This window comes from Paraburkholderia phytofirmans PsJN (assembly GCF_000020125.1).
Lineage (GTDB): Bacteria > Pseudomonadota > Gammaproteobacteria > Burkholderiales > Burkholderiaceae > Paraburkholderia > Paraburkholderia phytofirmans.
The window spans coordinates 2,006,614-2,025,429 of the sequence record NC_010676.1 but is presented as its reverse complement, the minus strand read 5'-3'; the positions used below and the strand labels follow the sequence as shown (position 1 = coordinate 2,025,429).

At 62.3% G+C, this 18,816-nt stretch carries 19 protein-coding genes; 7 read left to right on the top strand and 12 right to left on the bottom strand.

The features are described 5' to 3' along the window. Positions 1 to 94: 94 nt before the first annotated feature. The gene (locus BPHYT_RS28855; RefSeq protein ID WP_012427665.1) at positions 95 to 1,000 is read right to left on the bottom strand and encodes a LysR family transcriptional regulator; all 906 of its coding nucleotides are present in this window, start codon (positions 998 to 1,000) and stop codon (positions 95 to 97) included. 201 nt (positions 1,001 to 1,201) lie between these two features. Between BPHYT_RS28855 and BPHYT_RS28850 the strand changes: the two genes are divergently transcribed. Continuing rightward, a complete protein-coding gene (locus tag BPHYT_RS28850) occupies positions 1,202 to 2,302 on the top strand; it encodes a hypothetical protein (RefSeq protein ID WP_012427664.1) in 1,101 nt (366 codons plus the stop codon). Between the two features lie 61 nt (positions 2,303 to 2,363). Here BPHYT_RS28850 and aroQ read toward each other — a convergent pair whose 3' ends face one another. Genes aroQ through BPHYT_RS28835 form a run of 3 tightly spaced genes read right to left on the bottom strand, consistent with a single transcriptional unit; the run spans position 2,364 to position 5,355 of the window. Next, positions 2,364 to 2,804, bottom strand: coding sequence for a type II 3-dehydroquinate dehydratase (gene aroQ, locus BPHYT_RS28845; RefSeq protein WP_012427663.1), 441 nt, complete (start codon positions 2,802 to 2,804; stop codon positions 2,364 to 2,366). Positions 2,805 to 2,847: 43 nt separating this feature from the next. Continuing rightward, entirely contained in the window at positions 2,848 to 3,915 is a 1,068-nt protein-coding gene (locus BPHYT_RS28840) for a Gfo/Idh/MocA family protein (protein ID WP_012427662.1), read from the bottom strand. 33 nt (positions 3,916 to 3,948) lie between these two features. Beyond that, entirely contained in the window at positions 3,949 to 5,355 is a 1,407-nt protein-coding gene (locus BPHYT_RS28835; RefSeq protein WP_012427661.1) for an MFS transporter, read from the bottom strand. Positions 5,356 to 5,634: 279 nt separating this feature from the next. On the opposite strand from BPHYT_RS28835, the gene BPHYT_RS28830 reads away from it, so the two are divergent. Continuing rightward, a complete protein-coding gene (locus tag BPHYT_RS28830; protein WP_012427660.1) occupies positions 5,635 to 6,591 on the top strand; it encodes a LysR family transcriptional regulator in 957 nt (318 codons plus the stop codon). Positions 6,592 to 6,851: 260 nt separating this feature from the next. Beyond that, positions 6,852 to 8,375 carry a CoA-acylating methylmalonate-semialdehyde dehydrogenase gene (locus BPHYT_RS28825; protein WP_012427659.1) on the top strand — a complete coding sequence of 508 codons (1,524 nt, stop codon included), beginning with the start codon at positions 6,852 to 6,854 and terminating at the stop codon, positions 8,373 to 8,375. A gap of 86 nt (positions 8,376 to 8,461) precedes the next feature. Here BPHYT_RS28825 and BPHYT_RS28820 read toward each other — a convergent pair whose 3' ends face one another. The 3 genes from BPHYT_RS28820 to BPHYT_RS28810 form a co-directional block, all read right to left on the bottom strand. After that, complete coding sequence (locus tag BPHYT_RS28820; protein WP_012427658.1) at positions 8,462 to 9,802, bottom strand: MFS transporter; 1,341 nt, start codon at positions 9,800 to 9,802, stop codon at positions 8,462 to 8,464. A gap of 64 nt (positions 9,803 to 9,866) precedes the next feature. Then, positions 9,867 to 10,430: an isochorismatase family protein gene (locus BPHYT_RS28815; RefSeq protein ID WP_012427657.1), complete on the bottom strand. Its 564-nt coding sequence runs from the start codon at positions 10,428 to 10,430 to the stop codon at positions 9,867 to 9,869. Between the two features lie 17 nt (positions 10,431 to 10,447). Then, positions 10,448 to 10,900: a MarR family winged helix-turn-helix transcriptional regulator gene (locus tag BPHYT_RS28810; protein ID WP_012427656.1), complete on the bottom strand. Its 453-nt coding sequence runs from the start codon at positions 10,898 to 10,900 to the stop codon at positions 10,448 to 10,450. Positions 10,901 to 11,104: 204 nt separating this feature from the next. Here BPHYT_RS28810 and BPHYT_RS28805 point away from each other — a divergent pair, with 204 nt between their 5' ends. From BPHYT_RS28805 to BPHYT_RS28795, 3 genes are read left to right on the top strand one after another with little or no spacing between them, the layout of a single operon-like run. Continuing rightward, a complete protein-coding gene (locus BPHYT_RS28805) occupies positions 11,105 to 11,566 on the top strand; it encodes a VOC family protein (RefSeq protein ID WP_012427655.1) in 462 nt (153 codons plus the stop codon). Between the two features lie 3 nt (positions 11,567 to 11,569). Next, positions 11,570 to 11,908, top strand: coding sequence for an ArsR/SmtB family transcription factor (locus tag BPHYT_RS28800; RefSeq protein WP_012427654.1), 339 nt, complete (start codon positions 11,570 to 11,572; stop codon positions 11,906 to 11,908). Next, the gene (locus tag BPHYT_RS28795) at positions 11,905 to 12,402 is read left to right on the top strand and encodes an SRPBCC family protein (protein WP_012427653.1); all 498 of its coding nucleotides are present in this window, start codon (positions 11,905 to 11,907) and stop codon (positions 12,400 to 12,402) included. The genes BPHYT_RS28800 and BPHYT_RS28795 overlap by 4 nt, the downstream gene beginning before the upstream one ends. A gap of 160 nt (positions 12,403 to 12,562) precedes the next feature. Here the strand turns inward: BPHYT_RS28795 and BPHYT_RS28790 are convergent, their stop codons facing one another. Further along, positions 12,563 to 13,210 carry a VTT domain-containing protein gene (locus tag BPHYT_RS28790; RefSeq protein WP_012427652.1) on the bottom strand — a complete coding sequence of 216 codons (648 nt, stop codon included), beginning with the start codon at positions 13,208 to 13,210 and terminating at the stop codon, positions 12,563 to 12,565. A 138-nt stretch (positions 13,211 to 13,348) separates the two neighbouring features. Here BPHYT_RS28790 and BPHYT_RS28785 point away from each other — a divergent pair, with 138 nt between their 5' ends. Beyond that, a complete protein-coding gene (locus tag BPHYT_RS28785) occupies positions 13,349 to 13,876 on the top strand; it encodes a GNAT family N-acetyltransferase (protein ID WP_041759227.1) in 528 nt (175 codons plus the stop codon). Between the two features lie 195 nt (positions 13,877 to 14,071). Here BPHYT_RS28785 and BPHYT_RS28780 read toward each other — a convergent pair whose 3' ends face one another. The 4 genes from BPHYT_RS28780 to BPHYT_RS28765 form a co-directional block, all read right to left on the bottom strand. Next, positions 14,072 to 15,133, bottom strand: coding sequence for an alkene reductase (locus tag BPHYT_RS28780; RefSeq protein WP_012427650.1), 1,062 nt, complete (start codon positions 15,131 to 15,133; stop codon positions 14,072 to 14,074). Positions 15,134 to 15,219: 86 nt separating this feature from the next. Continuing rightward, positions 15,220 to 15,522 (bottom strand): ArsR/SmtB family transcription factor, encoded by a 303-nt coding sequence (locus BPHYT_RS28775; protein ID WP_012427649.1) that lies wholly within the window; start codon positions 15,520 to 15,522, stop codon positions 15,220 to 15,222. A gap of 584 nt (positions 15,523 to 16,106) precedes the next feature. Continuing rightward, positions 16,107 to 17,549, bottom strand: coding sequence for an aldehyde dehydrogenase family protein (locus tag BPHYT_RS28770; protein ID WP_012427648.1), 1,443 nt, complete (start codon positions 17,547 to 17,549; stop codon positions 16,107 to 16,109). A 33-nt stretch (positions 17,550 to 17,582) separates the two neighbouring features. Then, on the bottom strand, positions 17,583 to 18,767 hold the full coding sequence (locus BPHYT_RS28765; protein ID WP_012427647.1) for a fumarylacetoacetate hydrolase family protein: 1,185 nt from the start codon (positions 18,765 to 18,767) through the stop codon (positions 17,583 to 17,585). Positions 18,768 to 18,816 lie beyond the last annotated feature (49 nt).

Sequence of the window (18,816 nt, the reverse complement as noted above, 5' to 3'; positions counted from 1 at the left end):
GCATCAGCGGCGCGGCGTTCAGATAGGCTAACTCATAGATTCAGACAGATTGAATAGTTCGTTTTGAGACTGCGCACAAGCGGGTTTTGAACGATCATCGCCGCCAGGGCGGCTGCGGCCTGAACCTGCTTTGCAGATACTGCATGAAATGACGCGTACGCGCCGGCAGGCCCGCGCGCTGGTGCGTTAGCGCCATGACGTCGGCATCCGGCGCTTTCCATCCGGGCAGCAGACGGACGAGCTTGCCCTTCGCGATGTCTTCGGCCACGTCCCATTCGGAGCGCAGGATCACGCCGCGTCCTTCGCATGCCCACTGGCGGATCACGTCGCCGTCGTTGCAGCTTAAATGAGCGGATACGCGCACGCTCCGGCGCGTGCGGCCCTTGCTGAACTGCCACAGCGAAACATCTTCGTTGTTCTCACGCAGTACGATGCAGGGCAGTTTGCTCAACTCTTCCGGAGAATCCGGCGTACCGATTCGCCTGATCAGCGCGGGCGCCGCGCAGACGAAGCGTGAATTCGGTGCAATCGTGTAGCCGATCAGATTCGACACCGGCAACTCGCCGATATGCACGACGATATCGAAGCGATCCATGGTCTCGGTCAGCGGTTTGTCGGAGAGCGTAAGGGCGACGTCGATATCGGGGTTGCGCTGCTGGAAGTCCGCAATCACGGGTGCGAGATGCCGCCGCCCGAAGCCCAGCGGCGCATTAATTTTCAGCGTGCCGACGAGTCCGCCGCGGCGCATCTGCAGGTCTTCGAACAGCGTGTCGAACTGCTGGACGAGGTCGGCGCCCCGTTCGCACAGCAGCGTGCCTTCTTCCGTGAATTGCAGGCGGCGTGCCGTGCGGTTCACCAGTTGCGCGCTCAGCTTCTTTTCCAGTTGCTGAAGGCGCTGCGTAACCGCCGAGGGCGACAAGCCCAGCTTGCGCGCCGCGGCGACGAGGCTGCCGCTTTCGCGCAGCGTCAGCAGGAAACGGATATCGGCCGAATCGTTCATATGAGCGGCGTTTGAGTTCGGAAGTCTGGCAGCTTAAAGTGTTTGGACTCGCGGTTCCAGTTCAGTCTGGCACACGCGCCGGCGAATGCGGTGCGGCTTGCAAGGTAAAGTGATGCCTGCCTTCATGCAGTCGGCGGCGCGAGCCGCTAAAGTATGTGTTTGCGCCGATTACCTGTTGCTTTCATTTGAAGAGAAGTCTACATGCCGTTGTCCACTGGTCCGTCGAATGGTCCGTCGAATGGTTCATCAAGCGATGCCGCGCGGAACAGCGCCCTGAAACAGGCGGTGTTTCTGCATACAGGCTGGCGTAGTGCGGGAACGTGGGTCTGGTCGCGACTGCGCGAACTCGATAGCGTGACCGCCTTTTATGAACCGCTCAGCAACGTGCTCGCGGATCTGAGCCTTGCCGATGTGTCCGCGTCGCGCCCCACGCTGACATCGGGCCACCCGCCGCTCGACGCGCCGTATTTCGACGAATATCGCCCGTTTTTGCGCGAAGGCGCTCGCGGTGTGGATGGGTACCGCCGGGCTTTCAGTCTCGATCGCTTTGCCGGCATACCGGACGCGGAATTTCCCGCGCTGCAGGCCTATTTGGGCAATCTGTGCGAGCGCACCAGCGAACAAGGGAGCGTGCCGGTCTTCAAGTTTTGCCGTTCGTCCGGCCGGCTGCCGTGGCTGAAACAGGCTTTCCCGCAGGCCATGCATGTGGGCGTGCTGCGCAATCCCGCGTCGCAGTTCGCTTCGGGGTGGCTGCTCAGCCGGCAATGGAGCAATCCATTTTTCGTGGCCGCGCCGTTTCGGGTGCTGGGGCTGAATCAGGCGGACCCGCTAGTCAGGCAGGCTATCGAGATCTGCGGCGTGAGCTTGCCGCCCGCCGCTCCCACTTCGGACGACGCTTATGCAATGGCTTGCGAGCAGTATGCGCGCACGGCGGAGGGCAATAACGCGTATCGGGCGTTCGTCGCGCTGTGGATTCTGTGTGCGTTGCGCATGGCGGGGGGCGTCGATCTGCTGATCGACATGGACCGGCTTGGAACATCGCGCGACTATGCGGCGAGTTTGCGCGCCGGGTTCGAAACGCAGAGCGGTTTGTCGCCCGACTTCGGCAGCGCACGCGATCTGGTGGAGGAGACGCGGCGTGGTGCGGCGCGCATGAGCGGCATCGACGGAAGGGCGATGCGTGCCGTGCATTCGGCCGCGCTCAAATTCCTCAAGGCACAAGGTAGCGTGGATGCCGCCTTTGTCGAAGTGATTCGCGAGAAGATGGTGCTGGCCAATGAACTGACCGACGCATGGCGCTGATGGCGCATTCGCCGCGCGACGGTAAATGGCTCCGAACGCGGCGACGCATACTCGCCGTCATTCAAGCGGCCGCCGCCGACACAGCCGCCCGCAGCCCTAGCAAATAACTGTCCACGCCAAAGCCGCAAATCTGCCCTTTGACGATTTCCGCGAACACGGACACATGCCGGAATGCCTCGCGCGCGTGGATGTTCGACATATGGATTTCGACCACCGGCACTGTCAGGATCGCCAGCGCATCGCGAATACCGTAGCTGTAGTGCGTCCATGCGCCGGCGTTGATCATGACGCCGTCTGCGTTGTCGGTGAAAGCCTGGTGGATGCGTTCGCACATGGCGGCTTCGCTGTTGGTCTGAAAGCTCTCGACCTGCACACCCAGTTCCTTGCCCAATGCCTGCAGACTGCTGTCGATTTCGGCCAGCGTCACGGTGCCGTATTGCGCCGGATCGCGCTTGCCGAACATATTGTGGTTGATGCCGTGAAGCATCACGAACGTTTTCATGGGGTGTCCCTGGAGCAATGAGTTAAGTAAGGGCGATGCGATATCAGTGCGCCGCCGCGGCCGCGGACGTCGTGTCGACCACGGCACAGGTATTGGCCGCTTCGACGATCGCCTCGGTAATGCGCAGATTCTGCAAACCGTCGCGGGCGCTCACGAGCGGTTCGACTTCTTTGCGGATCACGCGCACGAAATGTTCGAGCTGGAGCTTGAGCGGATCGTCGCGCGTCATCTCGGCGACGCCGACCTGAAACGGCTTCCACCACGAACGATCCTCGGCCTTGCCATAGGTTTTCAGGCGCATGCTGGGCACGGCAAGCGAGCCGAAGGTGCCCGCAATGACGTAACAGTCTTCGTCCGGATACGTCGGATAAGCCTTGTTTTCCTGCGAGGTCTGTTCCCAGCTGCGCGCACTCGCGGCCGTGTCCGACAGCATGAAGCTGCCGAGCGCGCCGTTCGCGAAACGCAGGTTGATCGCCACCGTGTCTTCGACCGGAAAACCGCGTGTGGCGCGCGACGAAAACGCCTGCACGGCCACGATGTCGCCGCACAGCATGCGCAGGTTGTGCACCTCGTGAATCATATTCAGCAGGATCGGACCGCCGCCCGGCTCGCGCCGCCAAGGGGCGTCGGCGTAATACTCATCCGGTTTGAAGAAGACCGCGCTGCCCATCACGGCGACCAGTTTGCCGAGCCGGCCTTCGTCGATCAGTTGCTTCGCACGGGCCATGATCGGACTATGCGCGCGATGATGCCCGATCAGCAACGGCACGCCGCGGCGTTCGACCTGGCCGACCAGCATTTCGGCCTCATCGACCGTGGACGCGATCGGCTTTTCGAGCAGCGTGGGCACGCCGGCCGCGAGACAGGTCAGCGCTTGCTCCACATGCAACTGGTTCGGCGTGGCCAGGATTACGCCGTCCGGGCGATCGCGTTCGAGCAATTCATCGAGCGCCCGGTAAAGCGGCACGCCGGCCTGAGCAGCGAGCGCCTGTGCCGCTGGCGACGGGTCGACGATCGCCGACAGCATGCACATACCGCTCTGCTGCGCGACAGCCATATGAGCGCGGCCGATATAGCCCGCGCCGGCCACGGCGATGCGGATCCCGGTCATGGATCGATTCCTTTGCAGTTCGATAAAAATGGCTTACGCAAGGGCTTTTTTGGTTTCGGCCATGGTCTCGGCCCGCATCCGGTCGTAGCTGAGCTTATCGATCGGCACCGCATTCGGTTCGCCCAGATCGCTCAGCCTGACGCGGTAGTTCTCGCGGGCGGTCCATGCGGTCACCGCGGCAACGATGGTGATGGCGAACGTGATCGTGCCGATGATGAGCGGCACATTGGTCGATCCGGGCGGCGCGACATAGGCGAACAGCGCGGGCAGCAGGGCGGTGATCGTCGTGCCGATGTTCTGGCCGATGGCCATGGCGGAGACGCGTGAGCGGGTCGGGAACAGCTCCGGATAGAAGCTCGGGAAGATCGCGTTGTAGCCTTGATAGATGATGCCCCACATGAGGATCGACATCACGATGGCGAGCGGCACGTTGCGGATGCTGATCGCGTACAGATAGCCGAACGACAGCAGACCCGCGCCGAGCGCGCCTACGACGATGGGCAGGCGGCGGCCGACCCGGTCGGAAAGGTTGCCGACATAGGGAATCACCAGCACGGCGACGATGTTGCCGATCACCGGAATCCACAAATAGACGCTCTTGGAAAAACCGATGCCGTACGACGCCTGCACCGCATAGGCCGCGCCGAAAATGGTGGCGACGACCGGGATCACGTTCATCAACGAGCAGAGAATCACGCGCACCATATCGGGCCAGTTGTAGCGGAAAGCTTCGACAATCGGCGACTTGGGCACGCTGCCGCTGGCGTCTTCCTTGGCGAATGCAGGTGTTTCATGGACTTCGCGGCGAATGTAGTAGCCGGCGATCAGCACCACGGCGCTCAACAGGAACGGGATGCGCCAGCCCCACGAATTGAACGAGCTCTCTTCCATGAAGTAGGCGAGCGGCAGGAACACGGCGGCCGCGAGAATCTGGCCCGCCTGCACGCCTTGCAGGGTAAAGCTGGCGTAGTAACCGCGCCGCCCGAATGGTGCGTGTTCGAGAATCATCGAACTGGCGCCCGAGATTTCACCGGCCACGGCGAAGCCTTGAATCAGACGCAACACCACCAGCAGGGCGGGCGCGAGCAGCCCGGCGCTGTGATAGGTAGGCAGAAAGGCGACTGCCATCGTCGAGAAGCCCATCAGGAACATGCAGACGAGCAAAACGTTCTTGCGGCCGTGAGTGTCCCCCCAGTGGCCCAGCACCACCGCGCCGATCGGCCGCGCGACGTAACCGACACCGTAAGTGGCGAGCGAAGCCACGATGGCGATCTTCGGATTGCCCGAGGGAAAGAACAATTGCGGAAAGATCAGGGCCGCCGCCTGGGCATAGATAAAGAAGTCGTAGTACTCGAGTGCCGAGCCGATCCAGCCGCTGGCGGTTGCTTTGCGAGCCTGCGAGCGGCGTTCGTGGCCGCCTGCCGATGTATTCGTTTCCATGGTGTCTCCAGAACAGAAATGTTTTTTGATCAGCTTCTACGGCTGATTCATTGGCGTACTGAAAGCAAAACTATGCAAGCCAGGATTTACCTGGCCCCGGCCGCGCGGCCTGTTTTCTCTGACGCCAGGGATGTTGCTGTGCAGCGAAGCGATCTTTCGATAAATGCAGGGTTAACGAGTACCTGGTTGTACCGAGTATTTCATCCGGCCCGCATGGCTTGCCCGATCGGCTCGTTAAGGCTAGGGTAATGTGCTTCTGCACGGACACAATGCGGCCGAATGGAAAATCAGAATGCGCTCACAGCCAGCAATGAGTCTTTCCTGCGCGATCTGCAGTTGTTCTGCAACATCGCGCGCCGGGGCAGCTTCGTGGCGGCATCGACGGAAATGGGTTTGTCGCCCTCGCATGTCAGCAAACGCATCGCCATGCTGGAAGTCAGTCTCGGCGTGAAGCTCTTTCAGCGCACCACGCGGCGGGTCAGGGTGACGAGCGACGGCGAAGCCGCTTTGCAGTGGGCGCAAAAAATACTCGACGACGTGCAGGGCATGGCCGATGCGTTCGCCGATCGCCGCACCGAATTGCGCGGCTTGCTGCGCATCAGCACCAGCCTGAGGCTCGGACGCAAGCACGTGTCGCCGATTCTGGCCTTGCTGCGCCAGCGTCATCCGAATCTCGAGATCTGGCTGGAATTGCTGGACCGGCGCGCCGATCTGGTCGGCGAGAACTTCGATATCGACGTTCGCGTGGGCGAGGTGCATGAGCCGCACCTGATCGCGCACAAGATGGTGGAGAGCGCGCGGATACTCTGCGCGTCGCCGGAGTATCTGGAGCGGCGCGGCCTGCCGCGCGAACTGGCGGAGCTGGCCCAGCACGACTGCCTGCTGTTTCGCGGACGCGACGACCGCTTCGGCGTCTGGCGCCTGAGCGGTCCGGACGGCGAAAAAAGCGTGAAGGTGACGGGCACCGTCGCGTCCAACCTCAGCGATATCGTCGTGCAGTGGGCGAGAGACGGCTACGGCGTGGTGATGGTTTCGATCTGGGACGTAGCCGAGAGCCTGCGCGCCGGCGAACTGGTGCGCGTGCTGCCTGAATACATGCAGTCCGCCGACGTGTGGGCGGTGACTGCGGAGCGTCTCTCGTCGTCGGCGAAGATCCAGGTGTGCATTGAATTTCTTCGGGAACAGTTGACGAGCGGCCCGTATGCGCTGGTGACGCGTGGCGTGGGCGGCTTTTGACCGAGCCGCGCAGCGACGTGCGCTAACGCCTGAACGGGGTTCGCGTCCCAATACAGTTGCCACGCAGAAAACAATACAGTGAGGCGCGGTTTTAATTGGCTGTATCGGGAATATGACCGGCGCGGTCGATACAGTTGGCGGGTCTCGATGGAGCCTGCCGACGAGCGGATCGCCGCTCTGGCGCCGGGCGACGCAGCCTGATTTTTGCCTATGGCCCGGTGCCGATGCGCCGCGGTTTATCCCGAACACGAGGTGAGTACATGAATGCAGCGAACGAACAAGCGAAGCTGTCGGTGCAGCAGTTGGGCCACTACATCGGCGGCGCGCCGGCCGCGCCGACCAGCGGCCGCTTCAAGGACGTGTTCAATCCAGCCACCGGCAAGGTGACCGGCTCGGTCGCGCTGGCGTCGGTCGAGGAAGTGGATGCGGCGGTGCAGGCCGCCCGTGCCGCCTTTCCCGCCTGGAGCGAAACGGCACCGCTCAAGCGTGCCCGCATTCTGTTCAGGTTCAAAGAGTTGCTGAACCAGCATCACGACGAACTGGCGATGCTGATTACGCGCGAACACGGCAAGGTGTTCACGGACGCGCAAGGCGAAGTGGTGCGCGGCATCGAAGTGGTCGAGTTCGCGTGCGGCATTCCGAACCTGCTGAAGACCGATTTCACCGACCAGATCGGCGGCGGTATCGACAACTGGAATCTGCGGCAGGCGCTGGGCGTCGTCGCGGGCATCACGCCGTTCAACTTCCCGGTCATGGTGCCGATGTGGATGTTTCCGGTCGCGCTCGCCTGCGGCAACACGTTCGTGCTGAAGCCGTCGGAACGTGACCCGTCGGCGTCGCTGCGTCTCGCCGAATTGCTGAAGGAAGCCGGTCTGCCGGACGGCGTGTTCAACGTGGTCAACGGCGACAAGGTGGCCGTCGATGCGCTGATCGATCATCCGGATGTCGCGGCGCTGTCGTTCGTTGGCTCGACGCCCATCGCGGAATACATTCACACCGAAGCGTCGAAGCGCGGCAAGCGCGTGCAGGCGCTCGGCGGCGCGAAGAATCATCTGGTGGTGATGCCGGATGCCGATCTGGATCAAGCCGTCGACGCACTGATCGGCGCGGCCTATGGTTCGGCGGGCGAGCGTTGCATGGCGATTTCGGTTGCGGTGGCGGTCGGCAACGTGGCCGACAAGCTGATCGAAAAGCTGGTGCCGCGCGTCAAATCGCTCGTCATCAAGAATGGCGAACATCTCGACGCCGAAATGGGTCCGTTGGTTACCGCTGAACATAAGGCCAAGGTGACGGGTTATATCGCGTCGGGCGAGGCGGAAGGCGCGAAGCTGATCGTCGATGGCCGCGCTCATCCGGTGACGAACGAGGAAGGCTTCTTTGTCGGCGGCACGCTGTTCGACCATGTCGGCACGGAAATGAAGATCTACAAGGAAGAGATTTTCGGCCCGGTGCTGGCAGTGGTGCGGGTGCCCGATTTCGCGAGCGCCGTGGATCTGATCAACGCGCACGAGTTCGGCAACGGCGTGTCGCTCTTCACCTCGGACGGCGGTGTGGCGCGCGCGTTCGGCCGGCAGATTCAGGTGGGCATGGTCGGCATCAACGTGCCGATTCCGGTGCCGATGGCGTGGCATTCGTTCGGCGGCTGGAAGCGTTCGCTGTTCGGCGATCATCACGCTTACGGCGAAGAGGGCGTGCGCTTCTATACGCGCTACAAGAGCATCATGCAGCGCTGGCCGGATAGCATTGCCAAGGGTGCCGAATTTACGATGCCGGTGGCGAAGTAATTCGTCCGGTGAATCGTTGTAATGAAAAAGCCGCGCCTGACAATTCAGGCGCGGCTTTTTCATATCTGCACGCTGCAGCGGCCACCTTAAACGCCCGCAGACGAATCTTCTTCCGCTTCGCTCAACACGGCGTTTTGCACTGCGGCGGCTGGGCTGACATAAGCAGGCGCCTGCCGCGGATCGTCGACGCTGTAGCGCAGACGCCCCGCTTCGATATACACGCGCAATTGGCGGTACTTCACGAAATAAAGCAAGCCGACGAGCGCCGCCGCGAATCCCGAAGCCGCGCCGACCCCGAGCGCCCAGCGTGGGCCGAAACGGTCCGCGACCCAGCCGACGACCGGCGCGCCGAGCGGCGTGCCGCCCATCAAAATAGCCAGCAGAATCGCGATCACCCGGCCGCGCATGGCAGGCTCGGTAGTGACTTGCACGAGACTGTTGGTGGAGGTCGAGAAGGTCTGCGTCGAGACGCCGATCGCGATGAGCATCAGGCCGAACAACAGGGTGCTCGGCATCAGCGAAGCCAGCGTACAGCCCACCCCGAACATGGCCGCTGCGCCGAGCAGCAGCACCATGCGCGGTTTCGCACGGCGCGCGGCGAGCAGCGCGCCGGTCACGGAGCCGATCGCCATGGTCGAACTCAGCACGCCGTATTCGCTGGCGCCCGCATGAAACTCCGTGACCGACATCGTCGAAATGAAGATCGGGAAGTTCAGGCCGAACGTGCCGATCAGGAACAGCATCAACAACGCGGTCACCAGATCGGGGCGCTTCCAGACATATTTGAAGCCTTCCACGAAACTGCCGCGCGAGCGCGCCGCAGCCGGCCTCAGATGCAGTTCGTTCAGCCGCAGCATGCGCAGCGACCCGAGCACGGCGACGAAAGACAGCGCATTGATCAGAAACACCCAACCGGTGCCGACCGATGCGATCAGCAAACCGGCGACCGCGGGCCCGACCATGCGCGCCATGTTGAACGAAGTGGAATTCAGGCCGACGGCGTTCGACAGATCTTCTTCGCCGACCAGATCGGACACGAAGGTCTGGCGCACCGGCGAGTCGAACGCGGTGACGCAGCCGAGCAGCCCCGCGAACACATAGACGTGCCACAACTGCACGAGCCCGGTCACGGTGAGAATGCCGAGGCCCAGTGCGCAGGTGCCCATGGCCGCCTGGGTGGCGAACAGCAGCTTGCGGCGGTCGAAGTGATCGGCCGCATAACCGGTGAGCGGCAACAGCAGCAATTGCGGGCCGAACTGCAGCGACATGACGATCCCCACGGCGGTCGCATTGTGACGCGTGAGTTCCGTGAGGACGAGCCAGTCCTGCGCCGTGCGCTGCATCCACGTGCCGATGTTGGAGACGATCGCGCCGCCCGCCCAGACCCGGTAATTGAAATTGCGCAGCGAACGGAAAGTGCCTGTCACCGGACTGTTTCCATGTACGCGGTTAGCCCGGCGCCCGGGCTTCGTAGTGCGGTCGAACCAGGCATCATGCGCGCGAACGCTCGAGCAACTCGAGGAGCTCCTGTGTCGTGCCGGTCTCGCCGAGACGCGGGAAGATGCGTGTGATGCTGTTGGTGTGAGCATCCGCATGGAGGTCGGTCATGGCGTCGACGACGAGCGTGACATTGAAGCCGAGTTCGTTGGCGAAGCGCGCGGTGGATTCCACGCCAATGCTGGTCGCCACGCCCACCAGCACCACTTGCGTGACGCCTTGCTCGCGCAGATAGGCTTCGAGATCCGTGTTCGTGAATGCGCCCCAGGTGCGCTTGGTGACCCGATGATCCGACGGCTGCGCGTTGATTTCGGGCACGAGGTCCGCGAAGCCGGCGGGGAAGTCGCCGGAAGGGCGTGCCTGTTCCGCGCGGCCCGGCGCGCCGCCGGTCACATTGACGAGCACCACGGGCAGGCCGTGGCGGCGAAACGCGTCGGCGACGAGCGCCGAGCGCTTGACCACTTCGCCGGTGGGATGCGCGGTGGGGAGCGCGACAATGCCCTGCTGCAAATCGATGACGATCAATGCGGTTTTTGCGTCGAGCGTGGTGAATGCCATGAGGTGCTCCGTGAGAGTTACGAGTCGATGAGGCGTTTGAACAAGTCGACGCCGGTCGCGAGTTGCCGTTGCTCGGCCGCCGAGAAGCGCGTCTGGATGGTGCGGAACAACCAGTCTTCGCGCGCCGCGCGGCTTGCCTTGATTTTCTTTCGAAAGGCGGGGGTGAGCGAGAGGACCGTTTGCCGTCCGTCGTTCGGATCGGGCGCGCCGCTGACAAGCCCGGCTGCTTTCAGAACCGAAAGCGTCTCGCCCATGGATTGCGGACGCATGCCGTGAGCTCGCGCGAGCGCGGTGACCGTTGCCGGACCTTCACGCTCCAGCAAGCCGAGGACCTGCACCTGTGAAGGGGTGAAGTCGCCCAGATGCGATTCTTCACGCAAGCGGCGGCGCAGTTTGCCGACCAGCACGCGCAGGTTTTCCGCCATGGCGTGCAGGGCTTCGGTGTCGGGCGGGAGATCGCTCTTGTTCATGCCATGACAGATGTGAAGGTTACCTGCTAAGGTTACCTTCATATCTGGCTGAGGTCAAGGTGAGGGGCGTCCTGCCACGCTAGGTGGAAAACAAACGCCGCCCGGCAGCGCAACGGCGGAGGTTGTTCACATCCTCCTTGCTTTTTCGATTTGTTTAACTATAATGTTAAATATTAATCACAACGTTTACAAATGGAGGCAGTCATGAGCGAGCCGCTTCATCGTCCTTCGTTGGGATCCGCGGTGTACTACAAGGACCCGTTTGCCGCGCTCGACTGGCTTGAGCGTGCATTCGGCTTCGAGCGCCAGTTGGTCGTCACGGACAACGACGGCCAGTTGGGCCACTCGGAAATGCGTTTCGGCGACAGCTACGTGATGATCTGCCGCGAATGGTCGGAAAACGCGGCCAGCCCGGCGTCGATCGGCGGCAAGAACACGCAGTCGGTGCACGTGCAATTGCGTGACGGCATCGACGAACATTGCGCCCGCGCGCGTGCCGCGGGCGCGGTGGTGACGCGCGAACCGGAAGATCAGTTTTACGGCGACCGCGTCTACGCCGTCCGCGATCCGGAAGGGCACGTGTGGAGTTTCGGCCAGACGGTGCGCACCGTGTCGCGCGAGGAAGCCGAGCGCGTCAGCGGCCTGAAGATCGAAGGACGGGTGTAACGCATGGCCCTGCCTGCCAGCGCCTCGCTCGACCGCACATTGGCCGCGCTAGCCGATCCGAACCGCCGTCAGGTGGTCGATCTGCTCAGCCGTCAGCCAATGCGCGCCGGCGAACTCGCGCAAGCCACAGGTCTCTCGCCTCAAGCAATGAGCCGGCACTTGCGTGTGCTGCGCTCGAGCCAGCTGATCGAGGAATCGCATGACGGCGTCGACGCGCGCGTTCGGCTTTACGTGTTGCGCTCGACGCCGATGAGCGAATTGAAAGCGTGGCTTGAACAGACCGAGGCCATGTGGGCCGGGCAATTGCTGTCGTTCAAAGCGCATCTGGAGGCCGAAAGATGAGTTCGCGCGTGCAGGTGTCGTTGCGCGTGGCCGCCTCGCCGCAACGCGCGTTTGACGTTTTTACGCGCGAGATCGGCGCATGGTGGCGGCCCAATCAGCTGTTTCAGTTCACGCCGCAAAGCGCCGGCGTGTTGTCGTTCGAGCCAGCTGAGCAAGCGGGCGGGCAGGGGCGCCTGATCGAGACGCAGGCGGACGGCAGCGTCTTCGAGATCGGTCGCGTCACGGCGTGGGAGCCGGGCGAGCGTCTTGCCTTCGGCTGGCGCCAGGCCAGTTTTAGCGACGTGCAGCACACGCATGTCGAAGTGCGGTTCGAAGCGGTGGGCGAAGAAACGCGCGTGACCGTCGAGCATCGTGGCTGGGATACCGTGCCGCAGGAGCATGTAGCGCGTCACCATTTCCCCGATCGCGTGTTTCTCCTGCGGCACGGCGAATGGTGGCAGGCGTTGCTGGCTTCGCTGCGAGCCGCGGTGCAGAGGTCCGGATCGAGCGGCTGAGGAGCGCTAAGACGTCCAGACGAGGGAGGCTTCAGCGCGTGGCGATTGCGGCCGCAACGCCAGCCATCATCGTTGCGCTCGCGCGGTTGGCGATTTTCACGGCGCGCCGCGTGGTGAGCAGCTTGCGCGCACGCGAGCGTCATGCCGATTTCCGCGAACTTCAGCGCGCGCGCAAACGCCGGTTGACGAAGCGCCACACGGCGCTCATGAGCAGCGAGCCGACGCCGAGCGCGACGCCTAACAGCACGATCGAACTCATGTGATCGCGCACCAGCGGCACGTTGCCGAACAGATAGCCGGCCGCCACCAGCGACACGATCCATAACGCCGCGCCCGCGGTGACGAACGACACAAAACGCGCGAACGTCATGCGCGAAACGCCGGCGACGAACGGCGCGAAGGTGCGCACCACGGCGATGAACGGCGACAGCAGAAAGGTCAGCCCGCCGCGCGCTTCGTAAAACGCGTGCGCCTTGCGCAGCGCGTTCTTGTCGAGCCAGCGATAGTCGGCGGTATAGACTTTCTCGCCGATCGCCCGTCCGATCGCGTAGTCGACGATACTGCCCGCCACCGTTGCGGCGAACAGCACCGGAATCACGAGCCAGACATTCAGCGCGCCGGTGGCCGCGAGACCGCCGCAAATGAAAATCAGCGGATCGCCGGGCAGGAAGAACAGCGGCAAAAAACCGATCTCGACGAACACGACGAGAAACAGCATCGCGTAGACGGCGGTGCCGTATTGCACGATCAGGCCGCTCAGGTGCTGGTCGAAGTGCAGGGCGACCTGCAGTACATGCATCAGATCCATCTTGGGTCGAAGGGGAATTCGGATTTTCAGGAGTTTAGTCCCACGGCGGCGCGCTGACTTGTGTATTTCTCGGAGGCGGTGTCAATATCGGGGCGTGTCGTCGAGAATAACCCTATGCACGAACCTGCCAGAATGCCCATGCAACACGCTACCGGTATGACCTTCCGCTTTGCCGAACAACACGATGCCCACGCGATCCGCGCGATCGAATTCGAGGCGGGACAGCGGTTCCTCAGCGTCGATATGGCGGGTATCGCGGATGCGCCGCCGATGGATCTGGAAGTCGTCGAACGCAAGATCGCGGCGCGGGAGATCATCGTGGCCGTGGCTGCCGATGCGACGTGCGCCGGTTTCGTGATGTTCGAGCCGCAACCCACGCGCATCTATGTGCAGGAGCTCGACGTGCTCACCTCGCACGCGGGCCAGCGTATCGGGGCAGCGCTGATCGAGCAGGTCGCGCACATTGCGCGCGCTCAACGGCTTACGCAACTGATTCTGTCGACGTTTCGCGAGGTGCCGTGGAACGCACCGTATTATCGCCGGCTCGGGTTTCGCGATATCGAAGAGGCCGAACTCGACGCGGCGTTGATCGCGCGGCGCGACGCGCACATCGCGCGCGGACTCGACGAATCGAAGCGCGTGTTCATGCGGCGTGATCTTGCATGACGTGTGGTGTGTGATGCATGGGCTCGGGTGTCGAGCCATAAAAAAAACGCGGCGGGTAGGACTGGAACATATCGTTCGAGTCATACCCGCCGCGCGTTTTTCGGCGCACTGCCATGCAACTGGCTGCTTTCAATCAGCAGCTTAACCTCCGCCATCGCTTCGCATAGCTTCGCCTTTTCCCGCCTGTTGCAAGTCTTACTCCACGGCTTCCAGCGTCGGATAGTCGACGTAGCCGGTTTCACCGCGTGCGTAGTACGTCGCCGGGTTCGGCTTGTTGAACGGCGCATTCGTGGCGAAGCGGCGCACCAGATCCGGATTCGCGATAAACAGCTGACCCCACGCCACCGCATCCGCTTCGCCCGCGTCGAGCACCTGCTGCGCGGTTTCCTTGGTGAACTTTTCGTTCGCGATGTACGGGCCGCCGAAGGCTTTCTTCAGTTGCGGGCCGAGACGGTCGTCGCCGAGCGCTTCACGTGCGGCAATGAACGCGATCTTGCGCTTGCCGAGTTCGCGGGCCACATAGCCAAACGTGCCGGCCGGATCGGAATCGCCCATGGCGTGCGCATCGCGGCGCGGTGCGAGGTGCACGCCGACACGGTTCGCGCCCCACACGCCGATACACGCGTCGGTGATTTCAAGCAGCAGACGCGCGCGGTTTTCGATCGGGCCGCCGTAGGCGTCGGTGCGCTGGTTGGTGCTGTCCTGCAGGAACTGGTCGAGCAGATAGCCGTTCGCGCCGTGCACTTCGACGCCGTCGAAGCCGGCTGCCTTGGCGTTTTCGGCGCCTTTGCGGAAGGCTTCGACCACGCCGGCGATTTCATCGAGCTCCAGCGCGCGCGGCGTCACATACGGACGCTCCGGACGCACCAGGCTCACGTTGCCGCGTGCGGCGATCGCGCTCGGCGCGACCGGCAGTTCGCCGTTCAGGAACAGCGGGTCCGAAATACGGCCCACGTGCCACAGTTGCAGAAAGATCTTGCCGCCCGCCGCGTGCACGGCGCTCGTGACGAGTTTCCAGCCTTCGACCTGCTCCTGTGACCAGATGCCCGGCGTCTCGGCATAACCCACGCCTTGCGGCGTGACCGAAGTCGCTTCGCTGATGATCAGACCGGCGCTCGCGCGTTCAGCGTAGTACTTCGCCATCAGCGCATTCGGTACGCGGATTTCTTCGGCGCGCTGGCGCGTGAGCGGCGCCATGATGATGCGGTTCGACAGCGTGATGTCACCAATTTGCAGCGGATCGAAAAGAGTCGGCATATGAGTTCACCTTTGGCCGAGGGCGCGCGGCCCGAGCCTGAAAAAAACTGCTTGATGAAAGAAGCGCGGCAATGCGAATCACGGCGCTAGAGCTTCGTGTTGATGTGCTCCAGGAATGCCTGAATAGCGGCTTCGTTGCGTTTGAAGAACACCCATTGACCCACCCGCTTCGACGTGACCAGCCCCGCGCGCTGCAAAGCCGCCAGGTGGGCCGACACGGTGGACTGCGACAAGCCGCACTGTCCCTCGATCTTGCCGGCGCACACGCCGTAGTCGAGCGGCAGTTGCTGGTCGCCGAAATGCGCGTACGGCTCGCGCAGCCTGCCGAGAATCTCCCGGCGGACCGGATTGGCAAGCGCTTTGTGAATCGCGTCGATATCGAGCGTCATTGGGTAGTTTCAGGGTCGACAACAACAACGGGAAGGCCAGGGCGCGGGTCAGCGCCTTTGTGACTGCATCGCTACAACACGAATCATATATCGTAATTTAACGATATGTTCGAAGTCACTACTGGCAATGGGGGTGATAGGTGTGGCGTGCAAAGAAGCCGGCACCTCTGCCGAGCAATTCCCGAGCGTCGATGGGTCGCGGTGGACGACCAGCCAGCGCTATATGACGCGAGCGGTTAAGACCGAGGCGAAGTCCTGTACTTCAATCCGCAGACCCGGTTGTTAGCGGAGCGCGACGCCGGTGTCGAATTGTTGATGGAAGAACTCACTGCGATGTGTAGGGCTTTCACAAGCCGATGTCGACATATCGATCAACGGACCTTCAACGTGGCCATCCACTCGGCAAACTGCTGCCGTCGAACATTTTCTCGATGGAACTGTTTGTGTGCGCGTGCCAACTGTCGGGTACTCGGCCGACGGCTGGCAGGTGCCGTTCACGTCGGCCGTGCAGTCGTGTGAAATGCAGGAGAACTCGAGCTGCTCATACGATGCTGCCGGTTCTCGCTCGCTATTTCATCGTTTGCTCACACGTTTCCCGGAGCGACGTATGCAGTTTTCACGATCGTATAGAACTCGCGCGCATAGGTGCCCTGTTCACGGGGACCCAAGCTCGAACCTTTGCGCCCACCGAACGGAACGTGGTAATCGACACCCGCGGTCGCCGTATTGATCATTACCATACCGGCCTGTACATGACGCTTGAAATGGCTCGCATGAGCCAGCGACATGGTACAGATGCCGGCAGAGAGGCCGAATGGCGAGTCGTTGGCTACGGCAAGCGCTTCCTCGTAATTCGCGACCTTGATGACGGAAGCGACAGGACCGAACACTTCTTCCCTGTTGATCGTCATCGCCGGGGTGGTGTTGGTCACGAGAGCGGGTGCCAGGAAAAAACCTTCGGTTGCCGACGTGACACGTTCACCGCCAAACACCGAACCGCCTTCGTTGCGTGCGAGTTCGATATAACGCTCATCCTGTTCCAATTGTTTGGCATCGACAACGGGGCCGATCTGCGTCGACGCGTCGAGCGCGTTTCCGATCTTCAGGCTACGCATGCGCGCCAGCATGGCCTCGACAAAGCGGTCGTGGATGCCGCTCGTCACGATCAGGCGGCTGGACGCGGTACAACGCTGGCCGGTGGAGTAGAACGCACCGTTGATGCATGCTTCGACGGCGACGTCGAGATCCGCGTCATCGAGCACGACCATCGGGTTCTTGCCGCCCATCTCGAGCTGGAACTTCTTTCCGGTCGCGACGCATTTCGCGGCGATCGCCTGGCCGGTCCCAACCGAACCGGTGAAGCTGACTGCATCCACGTCGGCTGACATGACGAGTATTTCGCCAACGATCGAACCCATGCCCATGACCAGATTGATGACCCCCGCCGGGGCGCCGGCTTCGGCGATGATCTTGACGAGTTCCCATACGCTGCCGGGCACAAGTTCCGCCGGCTTGATGACCACGCAGTTTCCATAGGCGAGCGCGGGCGCGATCTTCCAGGCGGGAATAGCGATCGGGAAGTTCCACGGCGTAATCAGACCGATGACGCCCACCGGTTCGCGCGTGACCTCGACTGTCAGTCCCGGGCGAACGGACGGCAAAATCTCGCCGCCGACCCGCAATGCCTCGCCCGCGAAAAATTTGAAAATCTGTCCGGCGCGTCCCACTTCGCCGACTGCTTCGGCGAGCGTTTTCCCTTCCTCGCGTGCCAGCAGCTTACCGAGTTCGTTTTTGCGCGCAAGGATAGTGCTGCCGGCCTGGTCGAGCAGGTCAAAGCGCTGTTGTGGGGTACTGAGCGACCACGTGCGAAAAGCTGAGCGTGCAGACGCGATTGCTTTCTGTGTCTGATCTGCGCTGGCCCGCGCGAAATGGCCGATCACGTCGCTCGTGTCCGAAGGGTTCACATTAGGAGCGAAGTCGTTGCCATCGACCCATTCGCCGCCAACGAAGTTCTTGAATTGCGTCATCGTAAATCCGTCAGTGAGTAAATGTCTGCCTGATCAACCGAGGTTCAGAAGCGAGCGCTCGGCGAGATTGGCGTACAGCGCACGCACGCCGAATGTCCACGGAGCGATCTCGGTCGACAGTCGCACGGTGTTGACGAGCGCGCCAAGCGGAGGGGCGCTGATCGTCACGCGGTCGCCGAGGTGATGCGTAAAGCCACCACCCGGCGCATCGCGATCCTTGATCGGAGAGAACATCGTGCCGAGGAACAACATGAAGCCATCGGGATATTGATGGTGCTTGCCCCAGGTCTGACTCACCAGGTCAATAGGGTCACGGCTGATCTCTTGCATATGGCTGACGCCTTCGAGCACGAAGCCGTCGTCGGTACCTTCCACGCGCAACGAAACACTTGTTGCTCGGATCGTGTCCAGCGTGAACCGTCCGTCGAACAGGCGGATAAACGGACCGATCGCGCACGAGCCGTTGTTGTCCTTGCACTTGCCCAGCAGCAGCGCGGAACGGCCTTCGATGTCGCGCAGATTGACGTCGTTACCGAGTGTGGCACCCACCACCTCGCCTTTGCTGTTGACTGCGAGGACGATCTCCGGCTCAGGGTTATTCCACTTTGAAGCAGGCAGCAAGCCGATATCGGCACCGAGTCCGACCGAAGACATAGGCTGCGCCTTTGAAAATACCTCTGCATCGGGGCCGATTCCGACTTCCATGTACTGCGACCATGCACCGCGTCGCTGCAGTTCTTCCTTGAGCTTGACGGCAGCTTCTGAGCCGGGCTTGATCTTCGACAGATCGGTGCCGATCAGACGCGTGATCGCAGCGCGTACTTCCTCAGCCTTCGCAGGGTCGCCGCCTGCCTGCTCTTCAATGACGCGTTCGAGAAGGCTCACCGCAAACGTCACGCCACAGGCTTTGATGGCTTGCAGATCGCAGGGAGCCAGCAGGTAGGGCTGATCCTCTTTCCGTTGCGCAGCGACGGTGGTTTCGATCAGATCGTCGACATAACCCAGAGATTCGCCGGCAGCCTGCCTGACGAGTTCGACCAGATCCTGGCGATCGAAAAGATCGGACACAGTTGGTGCGAGGCGAGAGATATCGAATACTTCGCCGCCACGAACAGCGACGACACACGGTCCCGCGCCGCTGTTCGTTTGACGCCACACGCGGCCAACGAGCAGGGCACCGTCGAGATCGTCAGGCAGATAGCTGGAATATGAGGTCATGAACGAATCCAATGTGCATTGAAAGTGTTGGCGATCGTAGCCGCAATAA